The sequence below is a fragment of the Ruegeria sp. D3 genome, from assembly GCF_056534465.1.
Genome location: NZ_JBQFPK010000004.1, coordinates 99163 through 110674, shown reverse-complemented (window position 1 = coordinate 110674; position 11512 = coordinate 99163). Strand labels below are relative to the sequence as shown.

The 11512-nt window shown below is 57.6% G+C and carries 16 protein-coding genes; 10 read left to right on the top strand and 6 right to left on the bottom strand.

Going from position 1 to position 11512, the window contains the following annotated elements; all coding sequences use genetic code 11:
• Positions 1–146: 146 nt before the first annotated feature.
• The 3 genes from ACR0DX_RS07435 (at position 147) to ACR0DX_RS07425 (ending at position 1386) form a co-directional block, all read left to right on the top strand.
• Complete coding sequence (locus tag ACR0DX_RS07435; RefSeq protein ID WP_280635732.1) at positions 147–275, top strand: hypothetical protein; 129 nt, start codon at positions 147–149, stop codon at positions 273–275.
• Positions 276–448: 173 nt separating this feature from the next.
• The gene (locus ACR0DX_RS07430) at positions 449–607 is read left to right on the top strand and encodes a hypothetical protein (protein ID WP_170352357.1); all 159 of its coding nucleotides are present in this window, start codon (positions 449–451) and stop codon (positions 605–607) included.
• 2 nt (positions 608–609) lie between these two features.
• On the top strand, positions 610–1386 hold the full coding sequence (locus ACR0DX_RS07425; protein ID WP_170352356.1) for a Hint domain-containing protein: 777 nt from the start codon (positions 610–612) through the stop codon (positions 1384–1386).
• 116 nt (positions 1387–1502) lie between these two features.
• Here the strand turns inward: ACR0DX_RS07425 and ACR0DX_RS07420 are convergent, their stop codons facing one another.
• Positions 1503–2003 carry an Lrp/AsnC family transcriptional regulator gene (locus ACR0DX_RS07420; protein WP_170352355.1) on the bottom strand — a complete coding sequence of 167 codons (501 nt, stop codon included), beginning with the start codon at positions 2001–2003 and terminating at the stop codon, positions 1503–1505.
• A gap of 227 nt (positions 2004–2230) precedes the next feature.
• Here ACR0DX_RS07420 and trxB point away from each other — a divergent pair, with 227 nt between their 5' ends.
• From trxB to ACR0DX_RS07400, 4 genes are all read left to right on the top strand, one after another.
• Positions 2231–3172, top strand: coding sequence for a thioredoxin-disulfide reductase (trxB, locus tag ACR0DX_RS07415; protein WP_170352354.1), 942 nt, complete (start codon positions 2231–2233; stop codon positions 3170–3172).
• A gap of 3 nt (positions 3173–3175) precedes the next feature.
• A complete protein-coding gene (locus ACR0DX_RS07410) occupies positions 3176–3634 on the top strand; it encodes an RES family NAD+ phosphorylase (RefSeq protein WP_170352353.1) in 459 nt (152 codons plus the stop codon).
• Positions 3635–3694: 60 nt separating this feature from the next.
• On the top strand, positions 3695–5365 hold the full coding sequence (locus ACR0DX_RS07405; protein ID WP_170352352.1) for an adenylate/guanylate cyclase domain-containing protein: 1671 nt from the start codon (positions 3695–3697) through the stop codon (positions 5363–5365).
• Between the two features lie 217 nt (positions 5366–5582).
• Positions 5583–7301 (top strand): bifunctional sulfate adenylyltransferase/adenylylsulfate kinase, encoded by a 1719-nt coding sequence (locus ACR0DX_RS07400; protein WP_170352351.1) that lies wholly within the window; start codon positions 5583–5585, stop codon positions 7299–7301.
• A 51-nt stretch (positions 7302–7352) separates the two neighbouring features.
• On the opposite strand, the gene ACR0DX_RS07395 is transcribed toward ACR0DX_RS07400, so the two are convergent.
• From ACR0DX_RS07395 to ACR0DX_RS07375, 5 genes are all read right to left on the bottom strand, one after another.
• Entirely contained in the window at positions 7353–8213 is an 861-nt protein-coding gene (locus ACR0DX_RS07395) for a glycosyltransferase family 10 fucosyltransferase (RefSeq protein ID WP_170352350.1), read from the bottom strand.
• The gene (locus ACR0DX_RS07390; protein WP_170352349.1) at positions 8213–9097 is read right to left on the bottom strand and encodes a PhzF family phenazine biosynthesis protein; all 885 of its coding nucleotides are present in this window, start codon (positions 9095–9097) and stop codon (positions 8213–8215) included. Before ACR0DX_RS07390 ends, ACR0DX_RS07395 begins: the two co-directional genes overlap by 1 nt.
• An 80-nt stretch (positions 9098–9177) precedes the next feature.
• Positions 9178–9402 (bottom strand): DUF1150 family protein, encoded by a 225-nt coding sequence (locus ACR0DX_RS07385; protein ID WP_170352348.1) that lies wholly within the window; start codon positions 9400–9402, stop codon positions 9178–9180.
• Between the two features lie 5 nt (positions 9403–9407).
• Positions 9408–9821: an Hsp20 family protein gene (locus ACR0DX_RS07380; protein ID WP_058280036.1), complete on the bottom strand. Its 414-nt coding sequence runs from the start codon at positions 9819–9821 to the stop codon at positions 9408–9410.
• Between the two features lie 18 nt (positions 9822–9839).
• A complete protein-coding gene (locus tag ACR0DX_RS07375) occupies positions 9840–9986 on the bottom strand; it encodes a hypothetical protein (RefSeq protein WP_170352347.1) in 147 nt (48 codons plus the stop codon).
• Here ACR0DX_RS07375 and ACR0DX_RS07370 point away from each other — a divergent pair.
• The 3 genes from ACR0DX_RS07370 (at position 9985) to ACR0DX_RS07360 (ending at position 11512) form a co-directional block, all read left to right on the top strand.
• Entirely contained in the window at positions 9985–10209 is a 225-nt protein-coding gene (locus tag ACR0DX_RS07370; protein WP_170352346.1) for a YdcH family protein, read from the top strand. The two genes, ACR0DX_RS07375 and ACR0DX_RS07370, sit on opposite strands and share 2 nt — an antisense overlap.
• A gap of 65 nt (positions 10210–10274) precedes the next feature.
• Positions 10275–10760, top strand: coding sequence for a 5-(carboxyamino)imidazole ribonucleotide mutase (gene purE / locus ACR0DX_RS07365; RefSeq protein WP_170352345.1), 486 nt, complete (start codon positions 10275–10277; stop codon positions 10758–10760).
• Positions 10757–11512 (top strand): NAD(P)-binding domain-containing protein, encoded by a 756-nt coding sequence (locus ACR0DX_RS07360; RefSeq protein ID WP_170352344.1) that lies wholly within the window; start codon positions 10757–10759, stop codon positions 11510–11512. Before purE ends, ACR0DX_RS07360 begins: the two co-directional genes overlap by 4 nt.

Below are 11512 nucleotides of genomic sequence, written 5' to 3'. Positions count from 1 at the left end.
AGACAGTATGAAGAAAGAGGAGCTACTAACCTTCATTTTGTCCTGAATTGATCCCGGATCAGCCTTATCGCTGCCTCAATATGGCGTCAGATTGGCATCCCAAAGGGAAATGGGGCCCAAAAACCCCAGAGGAGCAGGACCAGATCATGAAGGTAAAATCTCGCTTTCTGAGCGCCGTTGTCGCGGCGACCAACGAAAAGACGCCGGAGATGCCGTGGAAAAGCATTTCCAGCGACTCGGTCAGAGTTGCCCGTCGTTTGGCGGAACGGGTCTGATCGTGACGCCCAGGGTACCAAGCTGCCGGTTCCAGGGGCCAAGACGCGCATCGGAGGGGTGCTCCGGCCCGATGCGTGACCTGCCGCAGGTATTTTCCGCGGTCAGGTTCAGGGGTGTTGTGTGCGTGGGTAATTTTCGCCGACGTTGTTGTGAGTTTGTCTGGGGGGTCAAGATGTTGACCAAAGGTGTGCTGAATACCATCACGTTGCGACGTCGGTTTGACGCTCGCCCTGAGGTCGCCCTTTCATTCAAAACAAAGAAAAAGATCGGTCAGACGGGCCTGTACGGAGGGTTCAACCTGTCTGCACGGATGATAGAAGGGACGGAATAAAAATGCCTATTCCACATTCGCTTTCGCGCGCGGCCAAAAACGCCGTCGATACTTCGGCGATGCTGCGGGATGCGCCAAGGGACAAACCAAAGGCGCAACTGCGGCGCTATGAAGTGAGCGCGCTGCTGCCAAATGGCGATATCTCTCAGACCCGCCATATCGCGCCCGCTTTGCCGATGTTCGAGGACGCATTCTGCGCCTTTACCCGAGGATCTTTAATTGAGACGGAAACCGGCCCGCTCGCGATTGAGGACCTGCTGCCCGGTGATACTGTACTGACGCAGGATGGCTCGTCTCAGACTGTGCTATGGAAAGGCTCTGTGACCCTGGTTCCCGGACGCGAGGATTCCCGAGGTCGGACTCGCCCTCTGACGCGGATCATGGCCGACACATTCGGGATGCAGAAACCTCTTTCAGGCGTTATCGCGGGCCCAGCGGCGCGGTTGGTTGGAACCCCGTCCCACCTGCGCCATCTGCACGGCAATGAGACCGTTTTGACCCCGGTTCACGAATTTCAGGACGGAATGAGCGTGGTCGAAACCCTGCCGCCAACGCCGATCGAACTGTTCCATATCTGTCTCAAGCGCCATTCTGTGATCAAGATCGACGGGCTGCAGTTCGAGACGTATCATCCCGGTGTCAATGCAGTTCGGATGATCAGCCATTCCTTGCGCTCGATCTACCTGAACCTGTTCGCGCATGCCGATTCGCTGAATGATTTTGGTCCGCTGCTGATGCCGCGTGCTGGCGACGGAGAGGTGGACGCGATCACAGCGTAAATTTTTGTCAGTGCTGCAGAGTGGGGGCTTTATGCAGATTCTTTTGGGTTGGGTGCTGTTCCTGATCGTTACAGCGATTCTTCCGCCATGTTGTTCCGCACATAAACGGATGCGCTTCAGGCCATCCGGTTCATGCGTTCTTCCAGAACATCGAACGGCACACCGGGCTCGTCCTTAGCGCCTCGAATCACAAGCGATGTCTTAACACTGGCCACATTTGGGGTGGTCAGCAAATCGCCGGTCAGGAACCGCTGAAAACTGCTAAGGTCAGGGGCGACGCATTTCAGGATGAAATCAACCTCGCCATTCAGCATGTGGCATTCGCGGACCAAGGGCCAGTCGCGGCACCGTTCTTCGAAGGCGCTCAGTTCGGTCTCGGCCTGACTTTCCAAACCAACGCTGGCAAAGACCTGAACCTCGAATCCCAACTCTCGCGCGTTCACTTCGGCGTGGTAACCGCGGATCAGGCCGGATTCCTCAAGCGTACGGACGCGCCGCAAACACGGAGGCGCAGAAATGCCGACACGTTTCGCAAGTTCGACATTGGTCATTCGACCGTCTGCCTGCAATTCCGCCAGAATTTTGCGGTCAATCTCATCCAGCCGTGTCGCGACCATAAAATGCTCCTGATTTTTCGGTTGTTATATCAGCACCCAGAAGATGCGCAATAATCTTTCGCGTCAGCGCAATATTCTTTATTTTAAACGCCCTATTAATGGGCGCCATTCGCGTAATGCATAGCGGTTCTCTGTCAGGAAGGGGCTTTAAGCACCGCCATCGGGTCGCTATATCCAGTCGCCAAGGGGCCACGCGCCCACATCAGGCAGATCGAGTTGGGGGTACCATGTCCGAAACGAAACACACCAAGGTTCTAATCATAGGATCGGGGCCCTCCGGATACACGGCGGGCGTTTATGCCAGCCGCGCAATGCTGGAACCGATCCTGGTGCAGGGTATTGAACCCGGCGGTCAGTTGACCACCACCACAGAGGTCGAGAACTGGCCCGGCGACACAGAGGTTCAAGGCCCCGACCTGATGGTTCGTATGCAGGACCATGCTAAGGCAATGGGATGTGAGATCATCGGTGACATCATCAGCGATCTGGACGTTAGCAAACGCCCCTTCACTGCCAAAGGCGACAGCGGCACGACCTATACAGCTGATGCAGTCATTCTGGCGACCGGTGCACGCGCAAAATGGCTTGGGCTGCCGTCCGAGGACAAGTTTAAAGGCTTTGGTGTCTCTGCCTGTGCCACCTGCGATGGGTTCTTCTATCGTGGACAGGAAATCGTTGTCATTGGCGGCGGCAACACTGCCGTGGAAGAAGCTCTGTTTTTGACGAACTTTGCCAGCAAGGTCACCCTGATCCATCGTCGCGACGAACTGCGGGCCGAGAAAATCCTGCAGGACCGCCTGATGAAAAACGAAAAGATTGAACCGCTTTGGTTCCACGAGCTGGATGAAGTGCTTGGCACCGATGCGCCTTTGGGCGTTGAGGGCGTGCGCGTCAAGAACGTGAAAACCGGTGAACTCTCTGAGATTCCCTGTAAGGGGGTGTTTATTGCTATCGGGCACGCCCCTGCGAATGAGCTGGTCAAGGACACGCTTGAAACCCACATGGGTGGCTATGTCGTGACCAAGCCGGGTTCTACCGAGACTTCGATACCAGGCGTATTCGCCGCCGGTGACTTAACTGACCACATCTATCGTCAGGCCGTTACCAGCGCCGGTATGGGCTGCATGGCAGCGCTGGATGCCGAGCGGTTCCTGGCGGAGCAGGACTAGCCAATGATAGAATTCTCCGGCCCGGTCTGGAGAATTCTGTTTCGAACACATTCAGACGCCCCTTTGGTCCCCGCTCGGGCGCCAGAGGGGCGTTTTCACTATGCAGGTCAGACCGCGCTTTATGCATCTCTCAGCGCCGAAGGGGCCGAAGTCGCGATACGTCGCTATGTATCGCGCGATGACCCACCGCGAATCCTGCAACGTGCAAGGATCACAGAGGCACGTCTTGTCGACCTGAGAGGTCAGCCCGAAGCATCCATCGTTTGGCAAGACATTGCAAAGGCCTGCGGGCGTTCTCCAACCTGGCAATTCTCGGATAAGGCCCGAGCTCTAGGTGCCGATGGCATGATCTATAGCTCTCGATCACGGCCCCAGCTCAGCCATGTGGTTCTGTTCCGTACCAGTGCCCGGCTTATTTGCGTCGATGCCCCGTCAGAAACCTGGGTACCTGCTTATTCTTGACCCGCCCGCGCGCCCGTATCAGACTCGGGGCACAAGGCAAGAATTCACAGGTGACCTGAAGTGAAGAGCGTATTGTGGCAAGGCGGGTGGATAACCCGGCTGAGGATTGGCAGTGGCCTGATCCTGTTCGCGTTTGCATTCCTGCACTTCATCAATATCGGCTTGGGTCTGTTCCACACCGATTACCTGCACGGAATGCAAGACGGCCGCCACGCTTTCACCCGTCACGACATCGGCAGCGCCTTGCTCTATGCCGCTTTGTTCATTCACTCGGGTCTGGCGCTCTATTCGATCAGTCAACGCAAAACACTAAAAATGCCGCTGAGCATGGCATTGCAGATTGTTCTGGGATTGCTGATCCCGCTGCAACTGATCGCGCATATCGTTCACACACGTTACGCGCACGAGGTGTTCAACGTGAACGACGAGATGGGATACATCATCGCGCTGATGTGGCCAAGCTCGGCTATCTGGATGCAAAGCATGCTCTTGCTGGTCGTTTGGGTGCACAGCTGCATTGGTCTTCATATGTGGCTGCGATTGGCCAAATGGTGGCCCAAAACAGTCCCCTATCTGATCGGATTGGCCGTGTTCGTCCCGTCATTTGCGATGGCGGGACTATTGACAGAAGGGCGGCGGATTTGGGCCGATTTCGGCGACCCGTTTCTACGCGACCAATATATCGAGCATTACAATTGGCCGTCACCCGAAGAATTTCAGGCTCTGTTTAGCGTCAAGGACAATGCGCTATTGGCCTTTTGGATCGCTCTGGGTGTTTCGTTGGCCGTGTTTGCAGGACGCAAACTTCTACGTCGCAGACATTCGGTCCGCGTTACATATGTCGAAGGACCTGAGGTCGTCGCTGAAAAAGGCATGACCCTGCTTGAGATATCGCAGGCCAATGGCATCCCACATACGGCCCTGTGCGGTGGCAAAGGCCGCTGCACCACGTGCCGAGTCATTGTCGAAGACGGTGCGGCAGAGCTTCCGGCTCCAAGCGAAGTTGAAGCCCGCAGCCTTGCCGCAGTACGGGCGCCCAAAGGCGCGCGGCTGGCTTGCCAAATCCGCCCGACTCAGCCGATTACGGCCTTTCGAATGTTTCGTCCTGATGGCCTTCGAAACCGCGCACATGCCAGCCAGGGCCAGGAACGTCAGCTTGCCGTTCTGTTTCTGGACATGCGTGGGTTTACGTCGCGCACAACGGGACAGCTGCCCTATGATATTGTCTTCCTTCTGAACCGTTTTTTTGACGCGATCGTTCCTGCGATCACTGCCGAAGGTGGGGTGGTCGACAAATACATGGGCGATGGTCTTTTGGCCGTGTTCGAAACCGCCGACCCCGCAAGTTCCGCCCGTGCTGGTTTGATGGCCGCAGCAGATGTCAGCCGCGCACTGGAACGATTCAACAAGCAACTCAACGCAGAAGGCAGCTCGCATATTCGCATAGGCATGGGGTTGCATCTGGGTGATCTGGTTCTGGGCGAAATCGGTGCCGCCGGAACAGCGACACGCACCATTATCGGAGACGCGGTCAATGTTGCCAGCCGGCTAGAGGCTGAGACCAAAACTCTGGGCGTCGAGCTTTTGGTCTCAGAGGACCTTCTGCGCGCGGCCGGATATGACGGTGACGAAACGGGGCTACAGTCTTTCAAACTAAGGGGGGTTTCTCGCCCGATTCCTGCGTTACCGGTAAGAAACGCCACCTTACTGGCGCTTAGGATAGCTGCTTAGGAACACATGGCCTAGAACTTGCCCAATTGCCGACAATTCGAAGAACCGCAGTCGGCATTTGCATTTGAATGTGGAAAATTCTTCCAATCCGAGCGAAAACCGCGCATATCGTCCTTTGTTTCATGAATGTATATGGACTTCACCTGATCATCGGGGCAAACGCCCCTTAAACACCTATGAATCACGGGCAAAACTGCCCTTACACAAGAGTATTCCGATGACGATGTTAAGCAATCTGGCCCCTATCCCAGAACTCTATGTCTCCTACGACTCGGCGCAGAAGCTGAAAGTAGAAGCCGCTGACCTGACCAGTTGGGACCTGAGCCCGCGCCAGATCTGTGACCTTGAACTGCTGATGAACGGCGGGTTCAACCCGCTTAAGGGTTTCCTGTCCGAAGCCGATTACGACAACGTCGTTGAAAACATGCGTCTGGCCGACGGTACCCTGTGGCCGATGCCCATCACGCTGGACGTCAGCGAAGACTTCGCCCAGTCAATCGAGCTGGGTCAGGACATCGCCCTGCGTGATCAGGAAGGCGTCATCCTCGGCACCATGACCGTGACCGACCGCTGGACCCCGAACAAATCCCGCGAGGCCGAGAAGGTATTCGGCGCGGATGACGACGCGCATCCAGCCGTGAATTATCTGCACAACACCGCAGGCAAGGTGTATCTGGGTGGACCTGTGGTCGGCATCCAGCAACCCGTCCACTATGATTTCCGCGCCCGCCGCGACACCCCGAACGAGTTGCGCGCCTATTTCCGCAAGCTGGGCTGGCGCCGCATCGTTGCGTTCCAAACCCGTAACCCGCTGCACCGCGCCCATCAGGAGCTGACCTTCCGTGCCGCAAAGGAAGCCCAAGCCAACCTGCTGATCCATCCGGTTGTCGGCATGACCAAGCCCGGCGACGTCGACCACTTTACCCGCGTGCGCTGTTATGAGGCTGTTCTGGACAAATATCCGGCCTCGACCACCTCGATGTCGCTGCTGAATCTGGCCATGCGGATGGCAGGCCCCCGCGAGGCGGTCTGGCACGGGCTGATCCGCGCCAATCACGGCTGCACCCACTTCATCGTGGGCCGCGACCACGCGGGCCCCGGCAAGAACTCGGCCGGTGAAGATTTCTATGGCCCCTATGACGCGCAGGACCTGTTCCGCCAGTTCCAGAACGAGATCGGAGTCGAGATGGTCGACTTCAAACACATGGTCTATGTGCAGGAACGCGCCCAATACGAACCCAATGACGAAATCGCGGACAAGGATGACGTCACCATCCTGAACATCTCGGGTACCGAACTGCGCCGCCGTCTGGCCGAAGGTCTGGAAATCCCCGAATGGTTCAGCTTCCCCGAGGTTGTGGCCGAGTTGCGCAAGACCAAACCACCACGCAGCCAGCAGGGCTTTACCGTGTTCTTCACCGGCTTCTCGGGTTCCGGCAAATCGACTATCGCCAACGCGCTTATGGTCAAGCTGATGGAGATGGGCGGCCGCCCCGTGACGCTGCTGGACGGTGATATCGTTCGTAAGAACCTGTCGTCGGAACTCGGTTTCTCGAAGGAACACCGCGACCTGAACATCCGTCGCATCGGCTATGTGGCGTCGGAAATCACCAAGAACGGCGGCATCGCCATTTGTGCCCCAATCGCGCCCTACGCAACCACCCGTCGTGCCGTTCGCGAAGAGATCGAGCAATTCGGTGCCTTCTGCGAAGTCCATGTTGCGACCAGCATCGAAGAATGCGAGCGCCGTGACCGCAAGGGCCTGTATAAGCTTGCGCGTGAAGGCAAGATCAAGGAATTCACTGGCATCTCGGACCCTTATGATGTGCCCCAGAACCCGGAGCTGAGCGTCGAGACCGAGAATGTCGAGGTCGACAACTGCGCCCATCAGGTGCTGCTCAAGCTTGAAAGCATGGGTCTGATTGCAGCGACTTAACCTGACCGCCACATGAAACAGGCCCTCGCGCTGCGGGGGCCTTTTTTGTGATCAGAGCTCGGCGCGAATGGCCGCAACGGCGCGGGCTTCGAAATCACCGTATTCAGCCGCCTTGGGCTGGATCGCCTGTAGATGCGATAGGCGCGCAGCGTAGTCCTCGGGTGAGACCGTTTGAATGGCGCGGTGAATATCGGCCTCGGATTCGCACAGGATCATGCCTGATGTGTCGAAGAAATCCCCGATATTCGGGCAGCCCCAATAGATCGGAACAGTGGCGCACAGGATCGCATCCGTCAGTTTTTCCGAGAAATAATTCCGTTCCCGCACATTCTCGATCACCACAGAATAGCGATACGGGGTCAGCCCGTCGGATTTCTGGTCAAACGGCATATAACCACGACCCATGATATCGACATCCGCGCCCGTCTCGCGCACCCAGTCGATGACCGCATGACGCAATTGGTGACCTTCCAGATCGCGCTTGGCCGAGGCGATCAGCGAACAGGATTTGGTCTTTTCGACGGACAATTCCTGCCAGTCCGGCACCATGGTGACGCCATAGGGCAGAAAGACCGCATTCGGGATGCCTTGCAGCAGGACGTCATGGAAGGTCAGCACACGAAAGAACCGAAGCCATGTCCAGCGCAACATCCGGTCGTGTTTTGCGTGGATGGCCGAGGGTTCCCCCATCATCAGCGAAATCTGCGCGCGGGTACCCCGGCGCAACCGCAGATGCACGGTGGAATTGGGATACATTATCAGATGATCGGTTGGTTCAAGATCCCCGACAGTTTTGCCAGTCAGACGATCCGGGCAACCCTCGGGCCAGATCAGATCGCTGAGGAGAACCGAGCTCAGTTTCGGCCCCAACCGGTGCCCATAGGGCAGAATCGCAATTGCGGGCTCAGACATCAATTTCCCTCCGGCAGATTGACCTGCCCACGCATCAGCACATGGCCGCTCCCAGCCACCTTTATACCGGTCATTGCCTCCGGCGGGCCAACACGCGTAACGGTGGCCTGACCCGGGCGGCCCATGTCATGGCCTTGTTCGGCAACAAAGCTGTCTTTCTCCATCAGACCGTGCTTCCACAGATAGGCCGCCATCGCACCGGTGGCGGACCCGGTAAACGGGTCCTCGGGCGGGCTGGGCGGCGCCAGCAACAAGCGCGAAAACGTGTCCCCGCCTTCGGTCGCGCCTTGCAGCGTAACCAGAAACGGCTCGGCCATATCCGAACCCGAGAACCCAGCCATAGCCGCGACCTCACGCAGCGGTCCCTCGGCCAGTTTCGCGGCCCGCAGCGCCGCGTGATCACGCAGGACGGTGATGCAGAACGGCAAGCCGGTAGACACGAATTGCGGCGGTGAAGTGATGGCATCTGCGGACAGGCCGATCGCGGAGGCCACCAAATCATCCGGCACCTCGGCGCCAAATTGCGGTGCGACCTGAGTCATCTCGATCTCGTCACCGTTCAGGCGGATATCGACGAGGCCCGCGCCCGTCTCAAGCGTCAGGCTGTCGCCGTCAATTATCCCGCGCGACCGCATAGCGGCCACGGTCGCAATGGTTGGGTGCCCGGCAAAGGGGATCTCGCGGCTGGCCAGAAAGTAGCGAACCCGGATATCAGCGATGTCAGAAGGCCCGGTAAAGGTGCATTCAACCAAAGACGTCTCTTGCACATAGGCCATGCAGATTGCATCCGACAAACTAGCGCCGCCATGCACGACTGCGCACCCATTGCCCCCAAAAGCGAGATCGGTAAAGGCATCTACCCAGTCAAAATCAAACCAGCTCATTCCTCGGACCCTTTGCTTTACAAGGCATATCTCGCCTGGTCAGCGTCGGATGTCACGAGGAAAACGCCCAAAGGGCCGTGTCAGTGCACGGCCACCGGCGAGAAGTCATGCTCGCGCGCGAGGTTGAAGGCCAGCTTACGGTCGGCGACCAAAGCCAGCCGTTGCCCATCCGAGTCATGGACGGCATATATCTGATCCAGATCGCCTGCCTGCTCGCGCATTTCTTCTGGCAAATCGGCGACTTCAACCGTTTTGACATAGACGATCCGGTCGCCCTCGGCGTTCAGTTCAATCGGCGTATTCATTGCTCTTACCCCTTTCTTATGTTGATCGTTTGCACCACGGTTTCTGGCACAGCGCGGGTCAGATCCACATGCAGCAGACCATTTTCCATGATCGCCTCGCCCACCTCGACTCCGTCGGCCAGCACAAACATGCGCTGGAATTGACGCGCCGCGATGCCGCGATGCAGGAATATGCGCCCCTCGCTGTCGTCGCGTTGACGGCCCCGGATCACCAGTTGGCGATCCTCGATGGTGATCGACAAATCCTGCTCGGCAAACCCGGCCACGGCCAGCGTGATCCGATAGGAAAAGTCCGAGGTCTGTTCGATATTGTAGGGCGGATATCCTTCATTTCCGGCCTTTGCAGACCGTTCCAAAAGGCGTTCCAGTTGCTCGAACCCCAAAAGATGCGGGTATGAGCCCAAGGTAAGTTTAGACACGTATTTCGTCCTTTATTGTCAAAGCGACGTGTGGTGCGGCCCCGTTCTGGCAACCGCGTAGAATAGAATATGGGAATGTAGCCAGATGTCCACAAGGTCTGGCAGGATAAACCCTGACACACTATCTTGTGTGACAAGCACCACAATAACCACTGAGTCGACCATGAACGCCCCCACCGATCTTTCGATGAAAACTGATGACGTTCTGCGGGTCGAGCTGGAGGTTTTTCGCCGCCAGCACCGTGATCTGGACGAAGCGATTGAGGCACTTCAAGGCACCGGTACGGCCGACCAACTGACCATCAAGCGTTTGAAAAAGCAGAAATTGCGGCTGAAAGACATCATCCGTCTGATCGAAGACCGCCTGACCCCCGATATCATCGCCTGACACATTGCCACGAATGCGGATTTGGCTATAGTGCGCGCTCTTTCGGCACGCAGGGAAGTAAGCGGATGAGCGACGTGAAAGTGGGGATCATCATGGGCAGCCAGTCGGACTGGCCCACGATGAAAGAAGCCGCCAATATTCTGGACGAATTGGGCATAGCCTATGAAAAGCGCATCGTGTCCGCCCACCGCACCCCGGACCGGTTGTGGGACTATGGCAAGACCGCCGTATCGCGTGGTCTGCATGTGATCATCGCCGGTGCCGGAGGGGCAGCACATCTGCCCGGCATGATGGCGTCGAAAACCCGCGTGCCCGTGATCGGTGTTCCGGTGCAGACGCGGGCGCTGTCGGGCGTCGATTCGCTTTATTCCATCGTCCAGATGCCCAAAGGGTTTCCGGTGGCAACCATGGCGATTGGCGCCGCCGGGGGGGCCAATGCGGGCCTGATGGCAGCCGGCATTCTGGCACTGCAGGACGACGCCTTGGCGGGTCGTCTGGACGCGTGGCGCGATGCCCTGTCAGCCTCGATCCCGGAAGAACCGCAAGGATGAGCCGCGTCGGGTTCATTGGAACTGGCCATATAGCAGCGCCGATTGCACGGTTGCTGGCACGCAAGGGGCATGAGATTTATGTGACTGAGCGTAATACCACTGTCTCAGCCGCGCTGAAGGCCGACATCAACGCAACCGTCGGCGACCCGCAATCAGTGATCGACCAATCCGACGTCGTGTTTCTGTGCCTTCGGCCTCAAGCCGCGCTTGATGTGCTCGAACCTCTGAGCTTTCGCCCCGATCATCGGATCGTATCGGTTATGGCGGCGGTGTCCGAAGTGGACCTCAGATCGCTTTGCACTCCGGCGAAGGATTTCGTGCAAACAATCCCTCTGGGCTTTTTAGAAAAAGGCGGCTGCCCCATGGCAGCTTTTGGAAACGATCAGTTGTTGGCCAATTTGGTCTCACCCGAGAACCCGGTTGTTAAAGTCGCAAATGAAGCCTCGTTAAATGCCCATTTTGCGATCTGCGCGATGGTTCCCGGTGTTCTGGACTTGTTGGCAACCGGCTCGAAATGGCTAGCCGAACAGACTGGTGACGCTGACGGAGCCGAGTTCTATACGACTCAGTTGATAGCAGGATTTCTTGCGTCCACGGAAAAGGATCGGGCGGGTAGGCTTGCTGCAGAACGCGATGCGCTGGCAACAGACGGAACTCTGAGCTTGCAGATGACGCAGGCATTGCAAACGGACAAGGCCCACAAGGCGCTGCGCGACGCCCTGACGGCAATCGGCAAACGGTTGGAGACCTGA

Excerpts from the sequence above, each read along its gene's own strand:
- ACR0DX_RS07435 (WP_280635732.1), top strand. The coding sequence starts at position 147 with ATGAAGGTAAAATCTCGCTTTCTGAGCGCCGTTGTCGCGGCGACCAAC.
- ACR0DX_RS07430 (WP_170352357.1), top strand. The coding sequence starts at position 449 with ATGTTGACCAAAGGTGTGCTGAATACCATCACGTTGCGACGTCGGTTT.
- ACR0DX_RS07425 (WP_170352356.1), top strand. The coding sequence starts at position 610 with ATGCCTATTCCACATTCGCTTTCGCGCGCGGCCAAAAACGCCGTCGAT.
- ACR0DX_RS07420 (WP_170352355.1), bottom strand. The coding sequence starts at position 2,003 with ATGGTCGCGACACGGCTGGATGAGATTGACCGCAAAATTCTGGCGGAA.
- trxB (WP_170352354.1), top strand. The coding sequence starts at position 2,231 with ATGTCCGAAACGAAACACACCAAGGTTCTAATCATAGGATCGGGGCCC.
- ACR0DX_RS07410 (WP_170352353.1), top strand. The coding sequence starts at position 3,176 with ATGATAGAATTCTCCGGCCCGGTCTGGAGAATTCTGTTTCGAACACAT.
- ACR0DX_RS07400 (WP_170352351.1), top strand. The coding sequence starts at position 5,583 with ATGACGATGTTAAGCAATCTGGCCCCTATCCCAGAACTCTATGTCTCC.
- ACR0DX_RS07395 (WP_170352350.1), bottom strand. The coding sequence starts at position 8,213 with ATGTCTGAGCCCGCAATTGCGATTCTGCCCTATGGGCACCGGTTGGGG.
- ACR0DX_RS07390 (WP_170352349.1), bottom strand. The coding sequence starts at position 9,097 with ATGAGCTGGTTTGATTTTGACTGGGTAGATGCCTTTACCGATCTCGCT.
- ACR0DX_RS07385 (WP_170352348.1), bottom strand. The coding sequence starts at position 9,402 with ATGAATACGCCGATTGAACTGAACGCCGAGGGCGACCGGATCGTCTAT.
- ACR0DX_RS07370 (WP_170352346.1), top strand. The coding sequence starts at position 9,985 with ATGAACGCCCCCACCGATCTTTCGATGAAAACTGATGACGTTCTGCGG.
- ACR0DX_RS07375 (WP_170352347.1), bottom strand. The coding sequence starts at position 9,986 with ATGGTCGACTCAGTGGTTATTGTGGTGCTTGTCACACAAGATAGTGTG.
- purE (WP_170352345.1), top strand. The coding sequence starts at position 10,275 with ATGAGCGACGTGAAAGTGGGGATCATCATGGGCAGCCAGTCGGACTGG.
- ACR0DX_RS07360 (WP_170352344.1), top strand. The coding sequence starts at position 10,757 with ATGAGCCGCGTCGGGTTCATTGGAACTGGCCATATAGCAGCGCCGATT.